The 26,515-nt window shown below is 47.1% G+C and carries 21 protein-coding genes; all 21 read left to right on the top strand.

Annotation, left to right across the window (positions count from 1 at the left end):
* The first annotated feature begins 175 nt into the window (after nucleotides 1-175).
* The 21 genes from RB297_RS22235 to RB297_RS22135 all read left to right on the top strand — a co-directional run bounded on the left by RB297_RS22235 (nucleotide 176) and on the right by RB297_RS22135 (nucleotide 26,479).
* A complete protein-coding gene (locus tag RB297_RS22235) occupies nucleotides 176-3,814 on the top strand; it encodes an S-layer homology domain-containing protein (protein WP_119846161.1) in 3,639 nt (1,212 codons plus the stop codon).
* Nucleotides 3,815-4,066: 252 nt separating this feature from the next.
* On the top strand, nucleotides 4,067-4,411 hold the full coding sequence (locus RB297_RS22230; RefSeq protein WP_009594240.1) for a hypothetical protein: 345 nt from the start codon (nucleotides 4,067-4,069) through the stop codon (nucleotides 4,409-4,411).
* A gap of 368 nt (nucleotides 4,412-4,779) precedes the next feature.
* Nucleotides 4,780-7,803: an S-layer protein gene (locus RB297_RS22225; protein WP_375121479.1), complete on the top strand. Its 3,024-nt coding sequence runs from the start codon at nucleotides 4,780-4,782 to the stop codon at nucleotides 7,801-7,803.
* Nucleotides 7,804-7,935: 132 nt separating this feature from the next.
* Nucleotides 7,936-8,394, top strand: coding sequence for a hypothetical protein (locus tag RB297_RS22220; protein ID WP_375121613.1), 459 nt, complete (start codon nucleotides 7,936-7,938; stop codon nucleotides 8,392-8,394).
* A gap of 187 nt (nucleotides 8,395-8,581) precedes the next feature.
* Nucleotides 8,582-8,869 (top strand): alpha/beta-type small acid-soluble spore protein, encoded by a 288-nt coding sequence (locus RB297_RS22215; RefSeq protein WP_375121478.1) that lies wholly within the window; start codon nucleotides 8,582-8,584, stop codon nucleotides 8,867-8,869.
* 226 nt (nucleotides 8,870-9,095) lie between these two features.
* Nucleotides 9,096-10,301: a methionine adenosyltransferase gene (gene metK, locus RB297_RS22210; RefSeq protein WP_213580658.1), complete on the top strand. Its 1,206-nt coding sequence runs from the start codon at nucleotides 9,096-9,098 to the stop codon at nucleotides 10,299-10,301.
* A 451-nt stretch (nucleotides 10,302-10,752) separates the two neighbouring features.
* The gene (locus tag RB297_RS22205; protein ID WP_375121477.1) at nucleotides 10,753-13,455 is read left to right on the top strand and encodes a stalk domain-containing protein; all 2,703 of its coding nucleotides are present in this window, start codon (nucleotides 10,753-10,755) and stop codon (nucleotides 13,453-13,455) included.
* Nucleotides 13,456-13,500: 45 nt separating this feature from the next.
* Nucleotides 13,501-14,655, top strand: a complete 1,155-nt coding sequence (locus tag RB297_RS22200; protein ID WP_009594214.1) for a sensor histidine kinase — start codon at nucleotides 13,501-13,503, stop codon at nucleotides 14,653-14,655.
* Between the two features lie 4 nt (nucleotides 14,656-14,659).
* Nucleotides 14,660-15,382 carry a response regulator gene (locus RB297_RS22195; protein ID WP_009594205.1) on the top strand — a complete coding sequence of 241 codons (723 nt, stop codon included), beginning with the start codon at nucleotides 14,660-14,662 and terminating at the stop codon, nucleotides 15,380-15,382.
* A 676-nt stretch (nucleotides 15,383-16,058) separates the two neighbouring features.
* Nucleotides 16,059-16,481 carry a hypothetical protein gene (locus RB297_RS22190; RefSeq protein WP_015737728.1) on the top strand — a complete coding sequence of 141 codons (423 nt, stop codon included), beginning with the start codon at nucleotides 16,059-16,061 and terminating at the stop codon, nucleotides 16,479-16,481.
* A gap of 580 nt (nucleotides 16,482-17,061) precedes the next feature.
* On the top strand, nucleotides 17,062-18,963 hold the full coding sequence (locus tag RB297_RS22185) for a helicase-related protein (RefSeq protein ID WP_375121476.1): 1,902 nt from the start codon (nucleotides 17,062-17,064) through the stop codon (nucleotides 18,961-18,963).
* Between the two features lie 786 nt (nucleotides 18,964-19,749).
* Nucleotides 19,750-20,373, top strand: coding sequence for a ComF family protein (locus RB297_RS22180; protein ID WP_375121475.1), 624 nt, complete (start codon nucleotides 19,750-19,752; stop codon nucleotides 20,371-20,373).
* Between the two features lie 113 nt (nucleotides 20,374-20,486).
* Entirely contained in the window at nucleotides 20,487-20,897 is a 411-nt protein-coding gene (locus RB297_RS22175) for a TIGR03826 family flagellar region protein (protein ID WP_009594229.1), read from the top strand.
* 87 nt (nucleotides 20,898-20,984) lie between these two features.
* Nucleotides 20,985-21,281, top strand: coding sequence for a flagellar biosynthesis anti-sigma factor FlgM (flgM, locus tag RB297_RS22170; protein WP_015737724.1), 297 nt, complete (start codon nucleotides 20,985-20,987; stop codon nucleotides 21,279-21,281).
* The gene (locus tag RB297_RS22165) at nucleotides 21,278-21,778 is read left to right on the top strand and encodes a flagellar protein FlgN (protein WP_375121474.1); all 501 of its coding nucleotides are present in this window, start codon (nucleotides 21,278-21,280) and stop codon (nucleotides 21,776-21,778) included. Before flgM ends, RB297_RS22165 begins: the two co-directional genes overlap by 4 nt.
* Before the next feature lie 26 nt (nucleotides 21,779-21,804).
* Nucleotides 21,805-23,367, top strand: coding sequence for a flagellar hook-associated protein FlgK (flgK, locus tag RB297_RS22160; protein ID WP_375121473.1), 1,563 nt, complete (start codon nucleotides 21,805-21,807; stop codon nucleotides 23,365-23,367).
* 15 nt (nucleotides 23,368-23,382) lie between these two features.
* Nucleotides 23,383-24,279, top strand: a complete 897-nt coding sequence (gene flgL / locus RB297_RS22155; RefSeq protein ID WP_375121472.1) for a flagellar hook-associated protein FlgL — start codon at nucleotides 23,383-23,385, stop codon at nucleotides 24,277-24,279.
* 12 nt (nucleotides 24,280-24,291) lie between these two features.
* The gene (locus RB297_RS22150) at nucleotides 24,292-24,858 is read left to right on the top strand and encodes a DUF6470 family protein (protein WP_375121471.1); all 567 of its coding nucleotides are present in this window, start codon (nucleotides 24,292-24,294) and stop codon (nucleotides 24,856-24,858) included.
* A 50-nt stretch (nucleotides 24,859-24,908) separates the two neighbouring features.
* Nucleotides 24,909-25,331 (top strand): flagellar assembly protein FliW, encoded by a 423-nt coding sequence (locus RB297_RS22145; protein WP_375121470.1) that lies wholly within the window; start codon nucleotides 24,909-24,911, stop codon nucleotides 25,329-25,331.
* Nucleotides 25,328-25,552 carry a carbon storage regulator gene (locus RB297_RS22140; protein ID WP_375121469.1) on the top strand — a complete coding sequence of 75 codons (225 nt, stop codon included), beginning with the start codon at nucleotides 25,328-25,330 and terminating at the stop codon, nucleotides 25,550-25,552. The genes RB297_RS22145 and RB297_RS22140 overlap by 4 nt, the downstream gene beginning before the upstream one ends.
* A 111-nt stretch (nucleotides 25,553-25,663) precedes the next feature.
* Nucleotides 25,664-26,479 carry a flagellin N-terminal helical domain-containing protein gene (locus RB297_RS22135; RefSeq protein ID WP_375121468.1) on the top strand — a complete coding sequence of 272 codons (816 nt, stop codon included), beginning with the start codon at nucleotides 25,664-25,666 and terminating at the stop codon, nucleotides 26,477-26,479.
* Nucleotides 26,480-26,515 lie beyond the last annotated feature (36 nt).

The following is a 26,515-nucleotide window of genomic DNA, read 5'->3' as shown; positions in this document are numbered from 1 at the left end:
CCTCGCCCAAAAAGGGTGAGGCTTTTTTGTGTTTTTTTCTAAATAATTGAATGTCTGGGACCGATATATGAACTATGCGCAAGTACCAATCTGTCAGTGAAAGCGAGGGGACCCAGTGAACGACGCAACACCCAAAACGGACGCCAACGTCCGAATGATCAAGGAGGCACAACCGTTGAAGAAAAATTTCCGTACAATAGCAAGCCTGTTATTGGCCATTGCTATGTTCTTTTCCCTTATTCCGGCATTACCGGCTTCAGCTGCAAATGGAGCCTTGTTTTTTCACTTTTCCAATCTAAGTACGGATCCGAATTCTCCAACCCCGGAGAACCGGAGCTCGATATCGGTTACGGGTACCTACAACGGCATTAACCCGAACACCATCTCTTATGAAATCAAACGGTTCGATGACACAACCACGGGCGGCACCGGCGTCAAGCCGATTCTGGACGAAGCAGCGAATACGTTCGAGTTCCTGAATGTGCAGTTGAATCAGGGCGTGAACAAAATCATCGTGTCCGGCATGAGCACGCAAGGCCAGCAGATGAGTGCTACGGCCTATGTGAAGTTCTCCGATGTACCGGCTGTTTACGAAGTAGCGCTCAGTGATGGACGCGTTCTGGAAGAGAATGCTTCTAAGCCGGTTGTCGTTACTACGCAGACCGTCAGCATTTCCGTCAAAGCGACGAATGGATCCAAGGGTGTTACCGTCAATGGGCAGAGTATGTATGCCGGCGGCGGCGATACGTATTACTCCGCAGGGATCCTGCTGCAGAAGGGTGTCAACGATCTGGTGATCGTCGTGAACTCCGAATCGAAATCCCAGACCATCAATAGACAGGTCGTTTATCATCCGACAGGTTCCATAACTGTCAATCAACTGAAGATTGGCGGCACAAATATCGATGGGCAAGCGGTAGTAACCGGTACGGTGAACGGCGTCATCTCCGGTTATGTGATCGTGGATGCTCCTCCGGCTGGTACCCCGGCGGTTCCCCCGATTCTTGAAGTATCCGTATTTCAGGTAGGATCCACAAATCCGATCACCACCTCGCCGGCAACCGTAGGTGCGGCAAGCTTGCTGGGCAATACCTTGATGTATCCTTTTACAACGACTGGCACAACCAGCATCACTCAGAGCGGGGATTATTTTGTACTCACTAAGGATTCTACCACGGGCTTTGATGTGAAGAATTCTTTTACTTACCGCGATGTCAATGCGCCTACCATCAAGCAGGTCTACCAATTATACGGCGTAACGGAGAGCGGAGGAACGGTATCGGCTACCTCCCAATCCATTTTCCCGAGCAGTAACAACACCGTCCTGAATGAACTGCCGGTCTATCTAATGGTCGAGCAAGTGAACGCAGGCAATGTCGAGATTGAGTCCAGCAAGGGCGGCGGCACGATCGCCCAGAAGTTTACCTACGGCGGCCACACGGTTTTCAAAATCACGAACCTGCCGACAGGTCAGCAGAACCTGATCATCAAGGTCAGCAATGGTTCGGGCGTTTCCGATACCAAAGTCATCCCGGTGACGTTCTTGTCTTCTTCTTATATTGATATTTTCAATTTGTACAACAACCAGGTATTTAAGAACAGCTCGGAATTCAACCAAGTGACAGGACGCATTGTCAACTACACAGGGACTACAGGACTTACGATTTCCCTGAACGGAAACACTCGCGATCTGAACGTGAACGGCAACGGGGAATTCAGCTTTACGGATACGACGTTCCTGCAGCTGATTCCAGGTCCGAATACGTTGGTAGTCGCCGACAAGAGTGGGAAAATCTCGACGAAGCTAACCCTGCTTTATTTTAGCGATACCCGTTCGGTTATCAAAAACATGATCCCATTCCCGGTTGGTTCCGCAACGGAATCCGATCCGGACGGATTGTTCCGAGAAACGGCTGAGAACGCTTATAACACGTATGAAAAAGCTTTGGGTCTGCGATTTGAAGTGGAATACACGGATGAGATTACGGTGAACCTCAGTCATCCGACGCCAACCATCTTTGCAGTATTTACCAAAAACAACCAAGGAACCTGGACTCTTTCGGGCGGTGCCCTGAAGACGCAATTGGATCCCATTAATCCGGCGGATTACGACCGTTACTTTACCATTGGCAATGGCGCAAACTCCAGCTCGGCTCGCGTAGTGTTCAAAGAGCTCGCACTACCAGAGGTTGGTTTACAGGCAATCAGTATCGGTTCGCGTTATCAGTCGGTTACAACCACCGATACCATCGAAATCACGCGCGAACGTGCACCTTATCAAGTGCTGTCTCCGAAACTTCCGAACGAAGGCGTACTGAAACAGAACTTTGTAGAGGTAAGCATCAAGGCTGAAGGCGCGGACGCCATTCTGATTGGCAAAACGCCAATGGTGAAATCCGAAATCAGCGACATTTTCCGTCTTGAGGTCAAGAACCTGAAAAACGGCAAAAACACCATCAAGTTCACGATCGAACAAGGCACCAAAAAGACAAACGGCCAATTCGTCGTAACGTACACCGACGATGCAACGGAAGGCTCCCAGTATAAAACGAATATTTCGAAGTCCGGTAAAGTGTCCGTATTTAAAGGCGGCGTGTCGCTGTCCTTGCCGAAAGGCACCGTGCTTCAACAGGCGAAATCAAGCCCTACGGCTGAAGTGCCAACGATCAACCTGCTCGGCGAGCATGACATCCTGTTCGGCATTGCCAACCAGATCGATGGTCGTACGATTAAAGCCTATAATCGGATCGGCGAAATCGAGAACGGCGTGGAAATGGACGGACGCCTGTCCCTGATTCCAGGGGATAACAACAATGCGTTCCGTTTCACTCCGGCTGCGCATTTTGGATATGCGTCTCCGCTTTACTGGCTGGATGCAGGTTCGCTTAATGCCTACAGCAGCAACGTGGAAGACTTTAATGTAAAAGCGGCAACGCATCCGTACGCAAAAGGGCACGAATTCCATCAACGCTTGATTCCGCAGAACTGGATGGAGCTCTCCCAAAAAGGTACGATTACCTTGAAATACGATTCCGCGCTGGTGAATTCGGCTTCCAGCAATCTGGGCATCTGGTGGTACAACCCGTCCCAAGGAACCTGGATCAACATCGGCGGAAAAGTAGACGCCAAGAAGAAAACCATTACCGCTCCATTCAAGGGCTTCGGTTACTACGCCGTTAAATCCTTGCGTTACAGCTATTCCGATGCGATCTCGCATAAGACGGCCCGCAACGATATCGAATTGATGCTGGCCAGAGGATACATGAAAGCGTCCAAGCAGGATGCGTTCGGCGTATACGATCCGATGACTCGCGGCGAATTTGCTACGATTATCGTGAAGCTGCTGGATATTCCGTTGGATTACGATACCGACAAGAACAAGCTGACCTTTGATGACATTTATCAGGAAAGTGTCGTCAACAGCATGCAGTGGGATTACCGTTACATCGAGACGGCAGCCAGAAAAGGGATCATCCGCGGCATTGCGCCTCGAAGCTTTGCTCCGAATATGGAGCTGACCCGCGAAGAAGCGGCCAACATGATCGCACGCGCGCTGAACCTGAAGATGGGCGAAATCGAAAAAGATAAAGCAGCGCTTCAGAAGCAATTCGAAGATGTGGGCAATATCAAGTCGAACTACTCCTACCCAGCCATTCTTGCCGTAAGCAAGGCCGGCATTCTGACCGGCGTGGCGAACAGCTTGAAGGAAGGCGAGAGAAAGCCGACTTACAACTTCAACCCGGATGCGGTGCTGAATCGTGCCGATACGGCAACCGTCGTTAAACGCATGATGAGCAAGCTGAAAATGCTGTAAGCCATTATTCATAAGTTAGAATTTGCATGACAAAAGGAACGAGAGCCGATGCCCAATTTCTATTGGCAGTGCTCTCGTTTTTTCCTGCGCAGCTTTTAATGAACAGGTTATATATGTCATAATTAACAAGATCTTATGGGCGTCATATGCCCCGCGGAAACCGTTTACCAATATCTATTGTTTTGTAATTTCATGTAGAATACGCTACAATAGCGGAAGCACATACTATTTTTAGAGGGTGAAGATGAATTTATGAAGCCGATATTATCAAAAGCGCAGCTCGACTACATGAAGGCGAAGACCAAGTTCGAGGAAAAAGCCAAAGTGATGGAGAAGAAGATTGAGCTGGCTCGTGCCACTCATGATGAGATAACTCAGGAAGTCATGGAGGGACTCGTTGTTGAGACAGGCTTTCATGATTCATTTAACGAAATGACAGCGGCTGAGAATGCGTTGATCCAATGGTCACATACTACAATTAAACATGATAAGACATATCGTACGAATAAAGCGGAGATCGATCAGATGTACAGCACGCTGCACAGCAATCCGGAGATGCGCGCGCGGATTATCCAGCTCGCTATGAAGATTCGCTAGCATTCTACAAAGGACGCCGATAAGGCGTCTTTTTTTGTTGTCGCAATATGTAAATGTAGGCCTGTTATATGAATCGGGGACACTTCGAAAAAAATTTTTAAAAAAACTTTGCAACTGCCGCAACTTTTTGGAAAATCAAACGTTTATAATGTAGAGCCAACGAAGTAACCAAGATTATCCGATGCAAGAAGATTGTCTATTAATTAGAAAAATGTTCTTTACGGTGTTGGGGACTCGTTGTATAATACCTAGGTAGGATTAGGAATCTATTCTAGTATGTAGTGTTCTCTCGTTAACAAGATTCTGTGATATCGTCACAGACATCATTTATGATTTATGCTCAACTCGGGAAAGGAGGTGCAGGACAAATGAGTGATAAGAGCTACCAAATTAAAGAAAATAATCAAGTGATGATTCAAGGAGGAGAAAAAAAGGTTATGAAGAAAATTTTATCCGTAGCACTGTCTACAGCAATGGCATTCTCCATGTTTGCTTCTGTTGCATTCGGTGACGACGCACTCAACACTCAACAGAAATTTGATGTACTGAAAGAAAAAGGGATCTTCACTGGTTATCCAGACGGAACTGCTGGCCTGGACAAAGAAATGACTCGCGCTGAGTTCGCTAAAGTCCTGGTTGGTATCATGGGTCTTGAGCCAATCGAAGGCAAAGCATCTTTCAAAGACAAAAACTACAAAGCTGACAAATGGCCAGCTCCTTACGTAGAAGCAGTTTACGCTGCAGGTCTGATGGAAGGTAAAAACACAACAAAAATGATCTTCGACTTCAACGGTAAAATCACCGTTCAAGAAATGGCGAAGGTTCTCGTTACTGCACAAAAACTCGAAATCCCAACTGAAACGAACAACAACGCTTCTGACTGGGCTAAAGGTTATGTGCAAGCAGCAATCAACGCTGGTCTGGTAGACGCTAAAGCTAACCCTAAAGCGAACGCTTCCCGTTCCCAACTGGTTGACGTTGCTTACTCCATCTACCTGGCTCAACAAAAACCAGCTGTAGTTTCCTACAAGGTTTCTGAAGAAGGTAAAGTAGTTGAGTTCACACTGGCTAACAATGAAGTTGTGAAAGTAACTCTTGAGACTCCTTTGAAAGCTAACGTAGCACAAGATGTTAAGTTTACACATAACAACTACGAGTACACACATAATGTAACTTGGGTTGTGACTGTAGCTACTAAGATTGACTCTGTATCTGCTTCCAACCTGAAAGAGATCGTTGTTAAATTTGACGGTACTGTAGATCCTGCAAGTGCTGGCAACAAAAACAACTACACTGTTAAAGGCAGCTTGGCAATTGACAGCGTTAAAGTAGCAGATGACAAGAAATCTGCAACAATTCTGTTGGCTAAAGCTGACAATGCAACTCTTACGAACCAAACCGAAACAGAGATCACTCTTAAGAACGTCAAAAACTCTGACGCTTCCAAAGTGTTCGATCAAACGGTTAAATTCACTCCAACTGATGTAGCTATTCCAGAAATCTCTGAAGTAGTTGGTCTTGGAACAGGAGCTTTCAAAATCGTATTCAGCGAGCCAGTTAAAGAGTCAGCTGCAATCATTACTAACAACTACCGTGTAGACGGCAATGTTATTGGTGCTAACGTTACTTTCCAATATCCTAACATTGCAATCGTTGAAACTGGACTCACAGTAGGCGACCACAAAGTTACAGTAAGTAACGTTGAAGACTATTCCGGTCTGAAAGTTGCTCCAGTTGAAAAGTCCTTTACCGTTGTTCAGGACACTGAAGCTCCTACAGTTGCTTCCGTTAAAACAAACGACTTGAGACAAGTTGAAATCGAGTTTAGCGAAACAGTTAAGAGTGTGGATAAAGTCTACGCTAACACGACTGCCAACACGGCATCTGTACCTTACACAATTCGCGACAACAAAGTTATCGTGAACTTCCCTAACCCATTGAATGTAAATGAGAACACAATTTACATCGAAGGTGTTAGAGACTTCAGTAACAATGTTGCTAACCGCGACGCTAAAGTAACTCCAACCCTGGATACAGTTCGTCCAGAAGTTGTGAAAACTGAGTTGAAACAACAGGACAACGGTAATCACCAACTCGTAATTGAGTTCAGCGAGAACGTTGAAACTGCTTCTGCAGAAGCTCGCACTAACTACACGCTGAAGAAAAGCGATGGTAAAGCAGCTGAAGCTGTAGGATTGGACAGCAAAGGTAACCCAGTAATCAAGCCATCTTATGATCCTGTAAAACGTACAGTGACAATTGATCTGGCTAGCAAACTTGACAATGCAACATACACTTTGGAAGTATCCGGTGTACGTGACGTTGCATGGGTTCCTAACCAAATGCTTCCTTTCACTACAACTGTAAATGCTAATGTTGCTACTTCCGGAGCTATTGCTCGCGTATGGCAAGCAAACGTTGGTAATACGCAAAGCTATGTTTATGTTCAATACAACAAAAACGTAGCAACTAGCGGTGTGGGTGATGCTACTTCTAAGCAGAAGTACACTGTTAAACAAGGAACTGACTTCAGAACTTTGGGTAACAATGAAAGTGTAATCCTGTATTCTCCGAATACTGTTCGTATTACCATAGATAACCGCAATCCTGTGGAATCTGTAAGAGCAAACCTGATTGCAGATGTTGATGGAAACTTCTTTACTCAAAACAGCAACTATATTCTTGAAAAAGCTGTAGTTGATACTGAGATTGGTTTGAAAGCTGGCGAAGCTATCGAAGCAACTGACAAAGAATCCGTTAAACTGGTATTCGACGGTGCTTTGAACTACGTCAACCCAAGTGATTTCACAGTTACTGCTGGCGGTAAGAACTATACTCCAAACACGTATACTCTTAGCACAGACAGAACCACTGTAACTTTGAAGTTTACTGGTTCCAATGCACTTCCAACTGATTTGCAAGGAGCTACAATTTCTGCAGCTGACCCAACTACACGTGATAACTTTGGCGTTGTTATTAAGCCGGTTTCTGGTAATGTAGTTGATAAAGTTGCTCCAGAAGTTGACGGTTCTGAGGCTCATATCAGTGCACCAAGCACTGTAGGTACAGCAACATATTACGATATTACTTTTGAAGCTTCCGAAGTTGTCAGCAAAAACAGTACAGTTACTGATGAGTTCGTAAACAGTCTCTTCACTGTTAAATTTGATGGCAAAGATGCTAAAGTGGAAAAAGTTTCCTTCGGTACAAATGGTACTTCGGGTGACACAATCATCGTTCGTGTATCCACGGATCATGTGGTTGCTGCTACTGAAGTCGTATCTGTAGTGTTCGACGGTGCTAGAAACACTAGTGCAAAAGGTATCGTTGACCATAACAAAAATGCTGTTGGTGAATTCCGCGTTGCTAGCCAATTTCAAAACATTGACTAATAATTAGGAATAATAAATGTTTAGCAAAACCGAATCCCCTTCAGGGGATTCGGTTTTTTATTACATTAAATAGGGGTTGAGATAATGAAACGTTCAAATCGTTTGAAATTCACTATAACTGCAGTATTACTTATGGGTAGCCTTTGGGTATTTAATAACCTCAACACCCCCGCTGACGGCGCCAGCACCACCCCAGGCACGACCGATGACCCAGTTGTCACCAAAAGCTACGTAGACCAACAAATCCAGCAAGCACTCAATGGCGGTGGTGGGGGGACTACCAACCCAACCAATCCTACCCAACCATCCCAAGGTGCCGATGAAGTCAAGAACGTTGCATTGAAGCCAGGCAAGATTCTAATCGCCGACGCAGGAACGGAGTTCATCGTGCGTTCAGGTAACGCTGTGATCTACACAGAAGTCGCTAGCGGCGTTGCGGATCTTACCGATGGCAAAGACCTGTTAAACGGAGAAACGGCGCCTAAGAACCATCTGCTTTCCTTCCCGCGTGAAGGTCGAGGAATCCAGGTGAAAGAAGGCCAGACAAGCAATCTGATTGTCATGGTGCGCGGCGGTTACACCATTAAATAGTGTCAGCAATTAGGGGCGTTAGCCCCTGCTAAAATTGTCTCTTCCACCAAGTGGTATTCCGAATAACTTTCGTTCGGTATAATCCTCTTATAATTATTGCCAGTTGTGACAACGTTTTATACGTGTTGACGCTATGTTCTCGACAAATAATAACTTCTGTAAAAACAAATACAGGAGGTGTATTTTCATGGCACGCAGCAGTCGTAATCGTCAAGTGGTTCCGGAAAGTCGTGAAATGCTGAAGCGAATGAAATACGAAATCGCAGCAGAGTTTGGATTACCGGTGGGATATGGCAGCAGTTCGTATGGAGCGGATACGGAATTCGGTTCAGAGCTTGGAGCCATCGGAGGAGGTTCCTCCAGCCGTCGTGCTGGATGGGGGCATCTGACATCCCGTGAGAACGGATCCGTTGGCGGAGAGATCACGAAGCGTTTGGTTCAGAACGCCGAGCAAAGCCTCTTCGGCAGACTGTAATCATTTTTCGATATAAGACGGAACTTATTCTTGATTAACATCCGATTGAAAAACCCAAGAAAATCCTTGAAAAACAGCTCACTAACTGGATTGACACCTGGTAACAAATAAGTTAATATGCATGTTGAGGATTGTACATTTCAAACCTTTTCCTGTCGGAAAAGGTTCATTTTTTGTGTAGGACCTCTTGATATATCACATACTATTCATATGGGAGGTTGATCTCATGTCTTTAACAGGGCGACGTTTATTTACATCTGAGTCCGTAACTGAAGGACATCCGGATAAAATCTGTGACCAGATTTCTGATGCGGTACTCGATGCTTTTTTGGCTAACGATCCGAACGCACGCGTAGCTTGTGAAGTTTCCGTTGCGACTGGTCTTGTTTTGGTCATTGGTGAAATTAGCACTAAATCTGAATACGTGGATATTCCATCCATCGTACGCAATACCGTGAAGGAAATCGGGTATACCCGTGCAAAATACGGTTTTGATTCCAATACATGCGCGGTGTTGACATCGCTGAATGAGCAATCGGCCGATATTGCACAGGGGGTAAACGCTGCACTGGAGAATCGTGATCCTTCCCAAGTGGACAAGGAAACCGAGAACATTGGTGCTGGTGACCAAGGTCTGATGTTTGGTTTTGCAACCAACGAGACGCCAGAATTGATGCCTCTTCCTATTGCATTGTCTCACCGCATCGCTCGTCGTTTGTCCGAGGTTCGTAAAGACGGTACGCTGGACTACCTGCGTCCGGACGGTAAAACTCAGGTGACGATCGAGTATGACGGCAATACGCCGGTTCGCGTGGATACAATCGTGGTATCGACTCAACATGCCGAAGAAGCAACACTGGAGCAAATTCAAAAGGATATTAAAGAACAAGTCATTCTTCCTGTCGTACCGGCTGAATTGCTGGACGCAGAAACTAAATACTTCATCAACCCTACCGGCCGTTTCGTCATCGGTGGTCCTCAAGGCGATGCTGGTCTGACTGGCCGCAAAATCATCGTGGACACCTATGGCGGCTACGCTCGTCATGGCGGCGGTGCATTCTCCGGTAAGGATCCTACAAAAGTCGACCGTTCCGCTGCTTACGCGGCGCGCTACGTGGCTAAAAACCTGGTTGCCGCAGGACTCGCGGACAAGTGCGAAATCCAATTGGCTTACGCCATCGGTGTCGCAAACCCGGTGTCGATCAGTGTTGACACATATGGTACAGGTAAAGTAAGCGAAGAGAAGCTGGTTGAGCTTGTGCGCAACAACTTTGACCTGCGTCCGGCTGGAATCATCCGCATGCTGGATCTTCGTCGTCCGATCTACAAGCAAACGGCGGCGTACGGACATTTTGGACGTACTGACCTGGATCTGCCTTGGGAACGCGTTGACAAAGCCGAAGCGCTGAAAGAACAAGCTGGCGCAAACTAAGGTAATTTTAGGATATGTTCCGGATATAAAGTTTAGGCATGTGCCATTCCATTTTTCTTTTGAAAAAAGGCACATGCCTTTTTGTGTTTAAAATCCTCTCAAGATGTAGCGATGAAACTGGAGATGGAATTAGAATTTATGACAAAAATGCAATAATTATAAAGCTGATGTCTAGTATAGGTGTCGGCTTTCTTTGATTAATAAATGGTAATAGAGGAATATATTTTATGACAAACTAGTTACTTTTAGATGAAAATATAGTAACATAGGATTGATTTACATAGGCTCCTAAAAAATGCCGCTACAATTTTGCTAAGACTTGGTGTACGATACGCGAAAGTGTTTTTTTTATAACAAATTCGTAACTTTTCCTCAAAAATGAAGTCTATTAAATAGAGACTTTATATGTTCGGCATCCGTGTTGAACGAGAGATGGGAGAGTTACGATTACATGGTTAGTCAGGGGAAAACACTGAAGTCTGCAAAATCAGGCGTGGGCAAGAAATGGTTGATTATCACATTGGCCGGGGTCATCTGGGTGGGCCCTGTGCTGAGCAGCGGCATACCGGTGATAGGGAATCTATCAACTTCTTCGGTAGCATACGCGGCAACCACATCAGCGAAGAAGCTGGGTGAGGAAATCATTACGTCCGGCGCGGTTTTGATGAAGTATCAGTATATCAACAGTGCCGGCGCGAAATCGCTGGCGAATGTCATCCGGGTGGATCTCAACAACAAATATGTGAAGCTGGATGTCATGACAGGGCAAGGCAATCAATTTACAACAAGACAAAGCACGGGCGGAATGGCGAAGGAAAACGGTGCAGTAGCAGCGATCAACGGGGATTTCTTTAACACCGGCAGAGAAGGAGCCCCGATGGGCGCTCAGGTCTCGAATGGTCTTTTGATGTCGTCGCCTTCGGATCTTAAAGGCATGTATGCTTTTGCCGTAACGAATGACGGAAAGCCGATCCTGGACGAGTTTGCTTTTTCGGGAAGCATTACCGCCGAGAACGGAACGACATTCCCGCTGGCAGGCATGAACAAAACCGCATACACGCCGGAGGGAACCGGATCGAACTATAGCCATGTGAACGCAGCTTATATATACACAAGTGCATGGAAGGCTCTCGAGCGTCCGAAAAACAGCTCTAGCACACCGACCGAAGTGATGGTGACCGACGGAGTTATTACGGATATTTCGGTGATGGCCGGAATACCTTCGGCAGTTCCGGAAGGAAGCTACATTCTTCGTACGCATGGCGCCGCAGCCGAGTTCGTGAAGAACAACCTGGCCGTAGGCCAGAGGTTAGAAGCGGATTATGCGCTCGTATCGAAAAAGACCGGTCAAAAGCTGGATCCTACGAATCTGCAGATGATGATTGGCGGACATACGATACTGGTGGATAACGGCAAAGCGACGTCCTTTTCAAGAAACGTGAATGATCTTGGAGGCAATCGTGCGCGTACGGCGGTGGGTTACTCCAAAGACGGACGTTACGCCTACCTGATCGCAACGGAGAGCAACGATAACAGCAAAGGCATGACGCTGCAGCAGCTTCAGGATTTCATGACGAAGGTTGGCGTTTGGAAGGGAATGAACCTCGACGGCGGCGGATCGACCACGATGGTCAACCGTCCATTAGCCGAGATGAATACCCAGCTGACCTTCAACACGGAGTACGGGACGACGCAGCGAAGCATCGTTAATGCACTCGGCGTGTTCTCGACGGCGCCTAAAGGCGGCTTGAAGGGCTTGAAGGTGAGCGGCAGCAACACACTGCTGATCGGGCAAATCGGAACATATCAACTCAAGGGCTATGATACTTACTATAATCCCATTGAGGCTGGCTCGATTAAAACGACCTGGAAATCCAGCAATGGCAACCTTGCGGTTAACGGCCAAAGCATAAAAGCAACGAAGCCGGGCACATCGACCCTGACGGCGGTAAGCGGCAGCACCAAAGCGACGATGCAGGTCAAGGTGCTGGGTGCGGATGATCTCGTTGCCTTGACTACAGGCGTTTCCAGTGCACCGCTGCAGGCTGGAACGAGCGTTTCCGTACCGGTAACCGCCGTAACGAGCAACGGCCAAAGCTTGGAGGTTCCGAGCAGTGCGCTGAAATGGGAGTTTATCGGCTTCAAAGGCAGCGTCAAAGACGGCCGCCTGACCGTATCCTCCGTGAACAGCAATACGAAAGTCGGTTATGCCATCGCACGTTATGATGGATTTAGCACAGTCGTTATTTTGTCGGCAGCAGGCGAGAGCACGTGGGAGAACTTCGAGAATGTAAATTACCCTGTGAAGTTCACGACCAACGTGCCTGCAGTTACCGGGACGGCAGCGATCCAAAACGGCAACGGAACAAGGGCAACCTCCAAAGTCTTGAACCTAACCTATGATATGACAGGCGGGCTGGGACAAAAAATGTACGCTTATGCCGAGCTGAATGGCACGACAGGCAAAACGATTCCTGCACAGGCAACGTCCATGACGATTGACGTGGAGGGAGATAACAGCCTGAACTGGCTGCGTGCCGAGCTCAAGGACAATAACGGAAAAACCGTGTACGTCGATCTGGCTAAGGCGATTGATTGGAGCGGCTGGAAGACGCTGAGCATCGATTTGAGCGGATATAACATTGCGTTCCCGGCTCAGATGAAGCGGCTGTATGTCGTGAACGTGGAAGAGGGCCAGGACGAGCGTGCATTGACTGGGGCTGTATCTTTTGACGATATTCGCTTCACGATGCCGTCCCTGTCAGGAAATGAAGGACTTCCAACCGGTAAAGCGGTCATGACCATTGGGCAAAAATCGCTCATGCTGAATGGTTCGAAAGTGGCAATCGATTCCGCGCCAATCCTGAAAAACGGAACGACCTATGTTCCGATTAAGCATGTGCTCGACGCCTTCGGCGGGCAAGCGACCTGGAACCAATCCGCGCAGCGGGTAGGCGTTCTGAGAGGCGGCATGCTCATGGAATTGACGGTAGGCAAAAAGGAATTCATCCTCAACGGTAAACGCAGTTCGGCGGCTGTGGCACCTATGGTTCAAGGCGGTAGGACTTTGGTCCCTCTTCGTCTCGTTTCCGAGCAATTAGGCCTTAAAGTAAAATGGGACAAGAACACGAAGACCGTTACGATCGAATCATGATATGGTATGATATGTATATGAAACGTTAGAAATGGAGTAGAGTGCGTGGATTATCAAGCCGATGCCATCGACCGTGTCATAAAAAATGCCATCAAAGTGATGGAGGACAGCAAATACCAAATGTTCGAAATATTGGAGGCGTCGCGGCAGGAGCTCGCGTCTCTCAATCATGAACTGCAGCGGACATTAAAAGAAACGACGGAAACCTTAGAGAAGGTGGATCAGCTGGAGCTGAACTACCGCCGATCCCGGATCCGGCTGACCGAGGTCAGCCGGGATTTCGTCCGGTACAAGGAAGAGGACATCAAGCAGGCGTATGAGAAAGCAACGCAGCTTCAGCTTGACCTCATGATCTACCGGGAGAAGGAAATGTATCTGAAGGCTAGACGAGATGAGCTGCAAAAGCGGGTTCGCAATGTCGAGAACTCGGTGGAGCGCGCAGAATCGATCGGATCTCAGATGGGCGTAGTGTTGGAATACTTGTCCGGCGAGCTGGGCCAGGTATCCCGAATCATCGAATCTGCGAAGAACAGACAGGTCATTGGACTCAAAATTATTCTGGCGCAGGAAGAAGAACGGAAACGCATATCCAGAGAGATTCATGATGGACCTGCGCAATTGCTGGCGAATCTGGTTCTTAGGACGGAAATTGTAGAAAGAATGCTTGCAAAGCAGGAATTTAAGATGGTGCAGGACGAAATAGTAGATTTGAAGGGCCAGGTGCGTTCGAGCCTGGAGGAAATGCGAAAAGTCATCTTCAATCTGCGTCCAATGGCACTCGATGATCTAGGATTAATCCCCACACTGCGTAAATATGTGCATGATTATGAAGAGAAATCGAAAATCCGCACGATCTTCGAGACACGGGGGAAAGAGCATCGTCTCTCTTCTGCGATGGAGGCGGCCATCTACCGGTTGGTGCAGGAAGCACTTTCGAATGCTGCAAAACATGCTTACCCGACTTATGTGCTTGTTGAAATCACCTACCAGGCGCAATTGGTCAAAATCGTGGTACAGGACAATGGCCTGGGATTCAATGTCGATTTGCTGGAGCAGAAAAGCAAGGACCACTTTGGGTTAATTGGCATGCGGGAGAGGGTTGAGCTGCTCGAAGGGAGAATGGAGATCGATTCAGCCGAGAATCAAGGAACCAAGATCGTGATTCATATCCCGACGAACGTAGAAAAGAGAAAGGAGTAATCGGATGGAACATTTGGAGAAAGAGAACACGATAATCAAAGTATTATTAGCGGATGACCACCAGCTGTTTAGGGAGGGTCTGAAACGCATACTGAATATGGAGGACGACATTGACGTGATCGGCGAATGCGGCGACGGCATTCAAGTGCTGGAGTTCTGCAACGAAGTGAAGCCGGATATCGTGCTGATGGACATCAACATGCCGACCGAAAACGGCGTTCAAGCGACCGAGAAACTACGTGAAATGTTTCCTGAGATCAAAGTTATTATCCTGTCGATTCATGACGACGAAAGTTATGTGTTTGAAACGCTCCGTAAGGGAGCGAACGGTTACCTCCTGAAGGATATGGAAGCCGAGTCACTGATTAATGCGATTCGTTCGGTACATGAGGGATATGCATTTATCCATCCGAAAGTAACGGGCAAGCTGATCCACCAGCTCCGCCGGATGACGTATGTAAACGAAGCAGGCGCGATGGCGGAGAGCGGTTCGCGTGAAGCTGGAGTCAAGTTTGTGGCAGGCGAGAACAACCCATTGACAAGGCGCGAAGCGGAAGTGCTTAGACTAATGGCCGAAGGCAAGAGCAACAAGATGATTGGGGAATACCTGTTCATTAGTGAAAAAACTGTAAAAAACCACGTCAGCAGCATCCTGCAGAAGATGGAAGTGGACGACCGTACGCAAGCGGTTATCAACTCGATCAAATATGGCTGGGTGACGTTGTAATCGCCGATCCGAATGCACGGACGCGTCTTACATAGGGAGGGAACTGCCAAGGGCGGTTCCTTTTTGTTATGAGAAATTAGAGGTTTACAGCATGGCTGAACTCTTTCAGTAACTAGCATACATAATAAATAACTGCTTATACCGCTGCTTTTTTTGATTAGAGTGCGAGGGCTTTATTGGTATCGCAAGAACGGCGGCCTATCTTGTATGAGGGAATGTAGATAAACGTCTTGGTGTAGATATCAGACCCTAAAAGTCTCGAGGCAAGGGTATCCTGAAAAACCGGGGGAAACAACCCATGAGCCGTGGTCTGTCTCTTCTGTGAGGGTACAATCGATTAGACGGTAACAAGATATCGAACCGTACAGGTTCAAAAAGCCAGGAGCATTCTGATATCGCAAGAAAACATCCGCTAAGCGGTCTGGCTCTGTGAAGCAACCTCGATAGGTGCTTTTGTTAAGATATCATCTCGTACTAGCACCGAAGCAGGGGAATACGGATATCGCAAGAAAAACAACCACTTAACTGCGGTCTAGTGACTGTGAAGTAATTACGGTAGATGTTTTTCTGGCAAAAAAGCCGTTCCCGACAAGTTCCGTGTGGGCACCGGTTACATAACTGTCACCGTCCTTTCCTGATCAGCATATATTGTTGATAAGAGAAGGAGGTGAGTCTCATGGTTGCCCAATTGCTGTGGATACTCGCGGTGTACGGGATCGCTGTTGCTCTGGTTCATATCGTGCATGCCCGTCATCTCCGAAGAGCTAGTGAAGGCACGGGGCGGCGCAGGCATTATGTGCTGATCACGTCCAACCATGAGCGGCAGGTGGAATGGTATTTGAGAGCCCTTTCCTGGTATGCCCTGCTGAGCGGGACGCGCGTGCGCGTCACCGTCCTTGATGACCAGTCGTATGATGATACGTTAAAGATTGTCAAGAGATTGACTCATTTGTCCGGAATTGAACTGGTATACGGGACTTGGAGATCCGGTGATCCGGCATCACAAGAAACGGATGTCGATCCGAATGAAGACGAAGTTATACGAGTCGATCTGAGAAACCCGATGGAGGCTGTTCAGATTCCATATGTACAGGGATAAACATCGGCAAGTTGTTTTGGTTCCCGGGATGATACTCATATTGTTGAAGGCGTGAAGCACACTCCGAGCGTATAGAGAGGGGTGTGCTTTTTGCGTTTATTGGCGTATTGGGGTGGAAGATGTAGAGATCAGATGCTAATAAATCGTAGCTGTGACAGTATTCGACAAAAGGCGTTGTGAAAGGGAGATGTTTTGGTTTGGGTGATCTGAGCATTGAGGTGAGAAACAAATAGGAAATGGAAGTCACTGCAGTTAGATCAGGACGATTGTGCATCTATATTGATTTGAAACTAACTCAAACTCTGGCTTGAGATTCTATCTTCTATTAGCAGGATCGGCTAAAGGGTTTGAGTTGTTGAAGATGAGGAAGATAGGTATTCGAGAAAGGAGCATAATTAATAGTTATTCACGGAGTTCTATTGAATCTTTCATTCAATGCTTCCCCGACTGGTATTAGATCCACCAAATTTTTTGAACAAGGATTTGAAAAGCAACTGAAGCATGTTGTGAACTACCAAGTTCCAGTACCCATACATGATCTTTTGAGCTGTTTATACGTCTCAATATTGGAGTTGATGTCATGCAGATTGCCATATATGCCATTCGAGAAGCAGAGAAATGGAATTGCTATCTCTCGCTGGATATGAGGGCGGATCTTCAATGGTGGTATGGAAGAATGAGAAAGGCAGATGAAAGGGCTGGTACACCGTTTTTGGTGCTGCTGTCCTCTCGAGCACCACTGGGATGGGCTGTTGAAATCCAAGCGAAATTTCAGCCGGTTCCAGACATGGATCGATGGGAGAGGCCGGATTGGCTGAGATATATGTATCGGGCATTAAGCCCGTTTTTACTGCAAGAGCCGGAGAGCAGCAGATCTAAATGGAGCGTTCTGCTGCAGGAAATCCAACTGTTGGATGGGACATATCTAAGTTCCCTGATCGAGAAGGGAGCCATACTAGTGGGCTGGGATGCACTAGTGCAGCAGGCGGAGCTGCTGATCGAGTGCATGGCCGGACGAGCCTTGCTTGCCGGCGAGGTCGAGGCATTGCTAGGGGAGGTCGCCGTGGGCACCGGCGACTGGCGCGCCGCGGCCCAGCTCGGCGTCCTGCTGGGCCGCCTGCGCTTGGAAGCGGGGCTGGCACAGCCCGCCCCGCGCAGAGGGCCCGGCTGGCTCCGCCGCCGGGCCATGGCCCTACGCTGCCGGCGTTGCGGCAGCGAGGCCAAGAGCCGCACGGCATGCGCCGCGTGCGGCTCGGCGGCTTGCGCCTATTGCGAGGCCTGCCTCGCGATGGGGCGCAGCCGCGCTTGTGCCCTGCTGCTGCATGGCACAGCAGGGTCGGCCGTGCGGGGCACGGCCGGGGGTTCCCCCACCGCGGCCTTGGGCCGGTGGGGGCTTAGCGCAGCGCAGAGCGCCGCCGCTGGCGCTGCGCTGCGGTTTTTGGCGGAGCCGCCCGCAGGGGGCTCCGCGAGGTCCGCCGCACGGTTTCTCATCTGGGCGGTGACCGGTGCCGGAAAGACCGAAATGATCTTTCCGCTGCTGCAGTCCATTCTGGATGCAGGCGGGCGCGTCTTGGTCGCCGCGCCAAGACGGGATGTGGTGCTGGAGTTGGCACCTCGGTTATCCAAGGCATTTCCCCAAGAGACGGTGGTCACGTTATATGGCGGAAGTCCGGAGCGTTGGAAGCGGGGGAGCATCACGCTGGCAACGACGCATCAGCTGCTGCGATTCAGGGGAGCTTTTGATCTGGTCGTGATCGACGAGATTGATGCCTTTCCCTATCATAACGATCCGGTGCTGGATTACGCGGCCAAGGGTGCTTGCAAACCAGGGGGGAAATATATCTATCTGTCAGCTACCCCGCCAACGCCTCTACAGCGCGAAGCAGCTGCTGGTCGGTTGCCACATGCGAAAGTTCCCGCACGCTTCCATGGCCATCCGTTACCCGTTCCTCAGAAACTGAAAATGTTTGCAGTGAGCCGCTGTCTTCAAGAAAAAAAGCTTTCCCCACTCCTGGTTCGCAGCCTGAGTGCCTCTCTGAGACGCGGAGCTCAAGTGTTCCTGTTCGTTTCCCGGATCAAGCATATTGATCCTATTCTGGAACTGCTCCGCAAGGCGATTGCCAATATGCCGATTGAAGGGACTTCATCCATCGACCCGGAGCGGGCGGGCAAAGTGATGGCCTTCCGAAACCGCGAGATTCGCTTGCTGGTGACAACGACCATTCTTGAACGTGGGGTAACGGTTGCCAAGAGTGATGTTTTCATTTTGGATGCAGATAGCGAGCTTTTTGATGAAGCAGCCTTGATTCAGATGGCCGGTCGTGCGGGCCGATCCAAGGATGATCCGGCAGGTAGGGTAGTGTTTGCTGCGCCGCAATGGACCAGGTGCCAAAGCTCGGCAGTTCGGCAAATCAAGGCGATGAACCGAATCGCTGGTAAAGGCGGGTATTTACGTACAGTTCAAGAGTTGACGGGTAAATAGGAGGGGTGACTGGGAGTAAGCGTGTGGGCGTTAATTATAGTTCTCGTCCTCCTGATGTTAATCTCATGGTACCTTATGGAATCTAATAGATTCACATAGATACTTTTAGATCCCATACACTCTCATCTCTCACAGATACTCGCAGTCTTCCATAGATTCTTATAGTCTATTGGATTTCTTAGATTCTCTTAGATCCCCAGTGTCTCTCATAGTTCTCAGATTCTTATAATTCCAGACCATCCTTACATAACGGGATAATATATGACCGAGATGACTGTTGTTGACATGGTAATGGATCGAGAGCTTCAACAGCTCCTGTGCATGGGGGATTTAGTAACTGCGGTTTCATCCGAATCGAGAGTTCGGTGGCCAAAGCGCAAGTGAATATTAATCCTGAAATTATTTAACACAACCAATATAAGCGAAGGAAAAATAACTGGCTACGTCAGTGGTTCGCAATGGCGATATGAACGCACTGTTCACTCTGTAGTCTTTTATCCGCAGAGCGGCATTCTTTTTTCAATCTAACCAAGAAAGGAAGGTTTGTATTTGATATCCAACGTCTTAAGCCAACTCTTCGGGCACATGCATCGTTTGCTAAAACCGATGGACGAGATCTGCCTCACTTGCGGAAAAATAGGCTCATGTAACCAGGAACTTCCGGGGATATGCCATGCCTGTTATCGGCAGATTCCATGGATTTTCAAACCCCGATGCTTGCGATGCGGGCGGGGAATCGGTTGTCCCGACTGTACTCGATTAGGCGTGAACAATCGGAGCTTTGTTTTGAATCGGAGTGCGGTAACCTATGACGCGCAGATGAGGGAGTGGTTGGCCCAGTATAAATATAGGGGGAATGAGCGGTACGCGCCTCTTTTGGTCGAGATGCTGCTGCGAGCCTATACGATGTTCCATCGAGAGACGAACGTGCGTATGTTTGATCCTCGTTTGCGGAACGCGCATAGTGTACCTTGGAGCATACATGCCGTCACTTCGGTCCCGGTTAGCCAGGAAAGGCTGCGGGAGAGGGGGTTCAATCAAGCGGAAGTGCTGGCTAAAGGGCTTGCGGCTAGCATTAAAACTCCTTACGTTCCGCTGCTGGAACGTAACCGTCACACGGATAAACAGAGTTTTAAGGGCCGGATGGACCGGCTAAAGGATATGGAGGGTGTTTTTGGCGCGTTACAGCAAGCACCCGAAGTGTTGTGGTCTATAAGTAAGCGGGGCGCAGCGAATACGGGTTCTTCAGAGGAGATCTTACCGAACACGGGGCCTCTTCGTATATTACTCGTCGATGATATCTATACCACCGGGAGTACGATTAACGCTTGCGCGCGGGTTTTGCGAGGATATGAATCCTTCTTTGAAATGCCCATCGAGATTTATAGTTTAACCTGGGCCCGTTCATAAACACCCGAAATAGGAAAAATATGTGGATTCTCCTTTCGAATGATAGACGTAAGCCCTCAGATAATGTAATCTAGGGGTATCAAAGGTTCTATGTGGCATGGAGGTTGTTGAGCATGAATTTGGGGAATTGCCCTCGGTGCGGCAAGTTATATACGGTGAATATTCGGGAAATGTGTCCTGAATGCATGAAAGTCATTGAGAAGGAATACGAGAAATGCGCAACCTTCCTGCGTGAGCAAAAAGGCGCAACCATCCATGAGGTATCTGAGGCTACGGAAGTATCCGTGCGGCAGATTACGAAGTTTATCAAGGAAGGCCGGATCTCGATTGCGAACGCGCCGAACCTGGCGTATCCTTGCGAAGTGTGCGGAACGTTGATTCGCGAGAGCAATATGTGCGAGTCCTGCCGGACCCGATTAACGAGGGAGCTAAGGCAGGCGGCTGCTGGCGACCAGGAACATCAGCCTGGGTCCCGCAAAGACAGAGAGACTTATAGTGCAGTCGATAAACTGCGCAAATACTAACTTTTGAACTATTAACAATGTTTCATATCCGGCCGATAAACTTAGTAAAGCTTATCGGTCTTTTATTTTAAGTGAGGTGAATAGGGCGTGAAGATTAACGAATCGGGACGTGTGAACGGCATCAATTCGTATCAACGGAATATTGAATCTCGGGAGATGCAGCATATCGATAAGAAGAAACGCCGCAAGGATGAAGTATCAATCTCCCCGGAGGCGATGGAACTGAGTGCACAGAGTAAAGTACAGGATCCGGAACGCGCGGAGAAAATTCAGCGTTTGAAGGAAGCTGTAACCAACGGCACATATGAAGTGCCGGTTGATCGTTTGGCAGACAAATTACTCCCGTATTTTCAATCCTACAATAAATCAGGTGAGTCCAAGTGAGTGTACAGAATGTCATTCTAGCAATGACGAAGTTAAATGATGTCCATCTTGAAATGATAGACGTCGGTAAAGAGAAACAACAGGCAATCATTGATAATGATTCGTCGAACTTGACTCGGCTGATGACGCTTGAAAATCGGTTGTTAAGACAGATGAACGAACTGGAACAGCAGCGCGTGGAGCAAGTGAATTTTTTCTTGCAGGAAAAGGGAATACGTTCCCAATTGAGTCTAAGCGTAACCGAGCTATCCCGGCTTGTATTTGATCCGAACGAAAAGCAAGAGCTTATGCAAATCCGTGATAGCTTGCTGAGTAACGCCATGATATTAAAAAGGCAGAATGAATTAACGACCCAGTTGCTTGAGCAGTCTCTGCATTTTATTGACTTCTCTTTAAATATAATCGTTGGTGTGGATGAGGAAATGATCTATAAGAAGCCTACGGACACTCCACCGGCTCTTTCGAATAAAAACAATTTTTTTGATGCCAAAGCGTAGCGTGGCACTTATTAAGGAGAGAATACATGGTATCTACATTTCACGGGATTGAAACCGCGAAGCGCAGCCTCTTTGCTCAGATGGCAGGTATGAACACGACCGGTCATAACATAGCAAATGCCAGCACTCCGGGGTACTCACGGCAAGTTGTAGGCTTGATCGCTTCACGTCCGCTGGCTATGCCAGGGATGTATAATCAGATATCTCCTGGCCAGCTGGGCACAGGTGTCGAAGTTAATTATATCAAACGTGTAAGAGATCAGTTTTTGGATCAACAATACTGGAACGCCAATCGCTCTCTTGGTGATTGGGAAGTACAAGCAGGAACGCTCTCTAAACTGGAAACGATTTTTAACGAACCTTCTGAGTCTGGGTTAACAACGGTTATTGATAACTTTTGGAAGGCTTGGTCTGAATTCAGTAAAGACCCTGAGAACGTAACTTCAAGAAAGATCGTCAGGGAAAATGCTTTGGCGATGGCAGAAGCTTTTAACGAAACAAGCAAGAAAATTACGGATATGCAGGCTGATCTAACCCAAGGGATTGCTGTAAATGCAGATCATATTAATACCCTGACCACTCAAGTGGCGCAGCTGAATTATGAGATTAACCGCATTGAAGGTTTTCGTGATAATGCCAATGATCTTAGGGATCAACGCGATCTCATCATTGATGAATTATCCCGTATGGCTAATGTAACTGTGGTGGAAGAAGAAACAGGATACCGAGTTACTGTGGGCGGGCTTGAGTTAGTCGCCGGAGACGTTGCTGTCCCTGTTACTCCTGCTCAACTAGAAACGGCCTATGCAAGCAACGGGCTAAATAGCGGGGAACTTTTCGGCATCATTAAATCCAGGGATGGTATCGTAAAAGATTACTTGGACCAATTGAACGAGTTGGCCAATACGATAGCTAACGGGGATGTAAGCATTACGATTCCAGCAGGTTCGGTACTTCCTGAAGGAACGGTATTAAATGGTGTAACCTATAGCGGGACTACAAGAACATTAACCGCGGATACGACAGTAACTGTCAAAGGCTTGAATGGACTTCATAAACTTGGGTATCTATTTACTTCACCCGCTCAGGCTGCCGGAGACTTCTTTAGCTCGAAGGATGGTGGGCCTATCACGGCTGCCTCGTTTAGCGTTATTAATGCCATTGTCCAGGATCCTAATAAAATTGCTTCCTCACTGCGAGTTGTAGCAGGCACTAATGGGGATGAAGTGGTGAAAGGAAATAATACGCTTGCTTTATTGATGTCTCAGCTTAGAGAACGGCCGTTTACTTTTAACGCCATAGCAAGTAACAATGGCATAACGACAGGTACCGTAGACGATTATTACCGGGCTGTTATGGGGCAGCTAGGCGTACAGAGCCGTGAAGCCTTAAGACAACAAGATAATAACCAGCTACTAGTAGATCAGGTTGATTCCAGAAGACAATCGGTAAGCGGAGTTTCTTTAGATGAAGAGATGTCGAATTTGATCAAGTTGCAGCACTCTTATGGAGCTGCTTCCCGTTTTATGACCACTGTGGATCAAAACCTGGATAAAATCATTAACAGCATGGGCGTTGTAGGTAGATAGAGGAGGCGATAGTTCATGGCTTTACGCGTTACACCAGGCATGATGAACCTGCAAATGATCCGGAATATTAATACGAATTTAGTGAGAATGGACGGCAATATGAATGTGCTTTCTACAGGCATGAAGCTAAATAAGCCGTCTGACGATCCTGTTGGAATTACATATTCATTAAGATATCGGAGCGAGCTATCGTTTAATGATCAATATCAGAAAAATGCGGACACGGCACTTTCATGGCTGGAATATACGGATACGGTGATAGGTCAAGTCAATGAAATTTCTCAGCGCGCCAATGAATTGATTGTTCAAGCAGTCAATGGTACTAATCCGCAAGAGGCATTAAATGCAGTAAATACGGAATTGAATCAGATTTACGAACAACTCGTATCTTTAGGTAACAGCAAATTTAATGATAAACATATTTTTAACGGACAGTTAACCGATCAGGCGCCTTATGATGCAGCTCTTGCTCCTACACAAGTGACGGATACACACGGGATCACTTATAAATTTACCGAGGGGGCTTCGCTTACCATTAACGTTACAGGCCAAGACGTTTTTGGCGAGCCTACGGATCCAGATAATCTATTTGCTGTTTTGAAGAGGGTCCAGACAGCGCTGGGGGCAAATGATAAAGCTGCAGCCCAAGCGGAACTTGGTAATTTTTCCAGTAGACTGGCTAAGCTGAATGAAGCAAGGTCGGAGATTGGAGCCAAAACCAATCGGGTGGAACTTATAAGCCAGCGTCTGGGTGATCTTGAAATGAACCTTACTTCCATGCAAGCAAAAGTCGAGGATGCGGACTACGCTGAGACTATTATGAAGTTAAAACAAGATGAAAGCGTGTATCAAGCCTCGTTGGCCACAAGCGCTAAAATTATGCAGATAAGTCTTTTGGATTACCTCAGATAGTTAGGAGGAACAATGAATCTACTGCGACTGTCTATCAGGCAAACCTACGCTAATATAGGGATGGAATCTCGGCAGGGACAGTTCCAAATGAAGTCCCCGCTAGGAGAGTTAAATGTTAAGACAACCCCTGCCGCGATGGAGGTACAAAGAGTACCTGCTGAATTGACTATTGATAGCTCAAAGGCATGGATGGCATTAGGCAAAGGGAATCATTTGGAGTGGTTGCAGATGGTTTACTCCCAAATGGATCAACAATTTCTGATGAATGTCTCTAGAATCGTGGACGAAGGTAACCGATTGGCTCAGTTTACTAAATCGGGAAATTCGATCGCAGATATTATGGCACAGAGAGTTCAGGAGAAACCGAGCATTGAATACAATGGTACGGCTTCCAATGATAATGTTAGAGTTCAATATACACCTGTTGATCTACAAATGAGTTGGTCTTTGCATCAAACCAATGTGAATTATTCACCACAACGTCCTGAGGTTGCCTATACTCCTGGTGGAGTAGACGTTTATATAAGAAATCAGAATAGCCTGAAAATTTGGGTTAGCGATTATGATCTATTTGGTTGATAATGAGACTATAGCTTCTGAAGCTGTAGTCTTTTTAGGAGGTTTTTAGAATGTTGGAGAAATTCCATAACATGCAAATTTCATTTCAAGGAAATATTCTTGGGTTTAATCATTTAAATAATTTTCGACTAGAGTCGATTGAGGGTACTCCTTTTGCTTACTTAAAGAGTGAGGAGGACGAGGATATTTCCTTTTTGACGGTAACTCCATTTCATTGGTATCCGAATTATTCCATACAGTTAAATGAATCCATGAAAATCACATTGCATTTGGTACAGGCAGAAGACGCTCTAATTCTGTGCATTGTAACAATGAAGGGGACATTAGAGGAGTCTACATTAAATCTTGTGGCACCACTAATAGTAAATGTTTTAAACGGTAAGGGAACTCAGTATGTTGTTCAGGAGAACACGGGTTATCGAACGAATGCCCCTTTGATTACGGATAAGTCAGATAGAATGGAGTTGAAATGATGCTTGTACTCACAAGAAAGCGGGGTCAATCCATTCTCATCCAGAATGACATTGAGATTTATATCTCTTCTATAGAAGGAGATAGTGTGAAGATCGGTATTCGAGCGCCAGAAGATGTTGTTATCTTAAGAAAGGAATTAGTGGAAGAAGTAAAAGCGAATAATATGGAAGCTACCAATGCCAAACTCGATCCTAATCTAATAAAAAAAATAAAAAAATAAAAAATACGAAATATAATATAAACTATTCTGACTTGATTCCGATATAAATAATGTAGGACAAAGAGCCTACTTCACAAGGATGTGAATTACAAACTCAAGGAGGAATAATCAATGATTATCAACCACAATCTTAACGCGATGAACTCTCACCGCAACCTGACTTTCAACAACGTTCAACAGGGTAAATCTTCCGAGAAGCTTTCTTCCGGTTACCGTGTAAACCGTGCTGCTGACGATGCTGCAGGTCTCTCGATTTCCGAGAAAATGCGCGCACAAATTAAGTCTATGAATCAAGGTATGCGTAATGCTCAAGATGGCGTATCCCTCGTGCAAACAGCTGAAGGTGCAATGAATGAAGTTTCCGACATGCTGACTCGTATGAAAGAATTGGCTACGCAAGCTTCTTCCAGTACCTACAATGGAAGCGACTTGGTTGCTATGAATGACGAGTACGGCGAGTTGATCAAAGCGATTGATGACATCGCTAAGAACGCTGATTTCAACGGAATCAAATTGCTTAATGGATCTGCTGGCGCGACATTTAACATTCAACTTGGCGGAACAGCAAATGAAAAAGTTGAAATTGATATGACAGCAGCGAAAATTGATAATCTTACGACTACCCTGGGTGGACTGGATACTCAAGCCAATGCTGTAACTGAGCTTGCAGCGCTTGACACAGCAATTGGTACTGTAAATGCTGCTCGTTCTACATTGGGGGCATTCCAAAACCGTCTTGAGCACATGTACAACAACGTAGGTACAACGGCAGAGAACCTGCAAGCTGCAGAATCCCGGATTCGTGATACTGACATGGCTAAAGAAATGATGAACTACACGAAATTCAATATCTTGCAACAAGCTTCTACTGCTATGTTGGCTCAAGCTAACCAAGCGCCTCAGGGCGTATTGCAATTGTTGCGTTAATTGGATTAGCTTCAAGTCCGGTAGGAGTCCACTGAT

The sequence above is a fragment of the Paenibacillus sp. CR_12 genome, assembly GCF_041953985.1.
Taxonomy (GTDB): Bacteria; Bacillota; Bacilli; order Paenibacillales; family Paenibacillaceae; genus Paenibacillus_AQ; species Paenibacillus_AQ lautus_A.
Note: the sequence above shows the minus strand (reverse complement) of the source record. Positions and strands in the feature narration are given on the sequence as shown.

Excerpts from the sequence above, each read along its gene's own strand:
- flgL (WP_375121472.1), top strand. The coding sequence starts at position 23,383 with ATGGCTTTACGCGTTACACCAGGCATGATGAACCTGCAAATGATCCGG.
- RB297_RS22175 (WP_009594229.1), top strand. The coding sequence starts at position 20,487 with ATGAATTTGGGGAATTGCCCTCGGTGCGGCAAGTTATATACGGTGAAT.
- metK (WP_213580658.1), top strand. The coding sequence starts at position 9,096 with ATGTCTTTAACAGGGCGACGTTTATTTACATCTGAGTCCGTAACTGAA.
- RB297_RS22185 (WP_375121476.1), top strand. The coding sequence starts at position 17,062 with ATGCAGATTGCCATATATGCCATTCGAGAAGCAGAGAAATGGAATTGC.
- RB297_RS22140 (WP_375121469.1), top strand. The coding sequence starts at position 25,328 with ATGATGCTTGTACTCACAAGAAAGCGGGGTCAATCCATTCTCATCCAG.
- RB297_RS22230 (WP_009594240.1), top strand. The coding sequence starts at position 4,067 with ATGAAGCCGATATTATCAAAAGCGCAGCTCGACTACATGAAGGCGAAG.
- flgK (WP_375121473.1), top strand. The coding sequence starts at position 21,805 with ATGGTATCTACATTTCACGGGATTGAAACCGCGAAGCGCAGCCTCTTT.
- RB297_RS22225 (WP_375121479.1), top strand. The coding sequence starts at position 4,780 with ATGAGTGATAAGAGCTACCAAATTAAAGAAAATAATCAAGTGATGATT.
- RB297_RS22135 (WP_375121468.1), top strand. The coding sequence starts at position 25,664 with ATGATTATCAACCACAATCTTAACGCGATGAACTCTCACCGCAACCTG.
- RB297_RS22150 (WP_375121471.1), top strand. The coding sequence starts at position 24,292 with ATGAATCTACTGCGACTGTCTATCAGGCAAACCTACGCTAATATAGGG.
- RB297_RS22205 (WP_375121477.1), top strand. The coding sequence starts at position 10,753 with ATGGTTAGTCAGGGGAAAACACTGAAGTCTGCAAAATCAGGCGTGGGC.
- RB297_RS22215 (WP_375121478.1), top strand. The coding sequence starts at position 8,582 with ATGGCACGCAGCAGTCGTAATCGTCAAGTGGTTCCGGAAAGTCGTGAA.
- RB297_RS22145 (WP_375121470.1), top strand. The coding sequence starts at position 24,909 with ATGTTGGAGAAATTCCATAACATGCAAATTTCATTTCAAGGAAATATT.
- RB297_RS22190 (WP_015737728.1), top strand. The coding sequence starts at position 16,059 with ATGGTTGCCCAATTGCTGTGGATACTCGCGGTGTACGGGATCGCTGTT.
- RB297_RS22220 (WP_375121613.1), top strand. The coding sequence starts at position 7,936 with ATGGGTAGCCTTTGGGTATTTAATAACCTCAACACCCCCGCTGACGGC.
- RB297_RS22195 (WP_009594205.1), top strand. The coding sequence starts at position 14,660 with ATGGAACATTTGGAGAAAGAGAACACGATAATCAAAGTATTATTAGCG.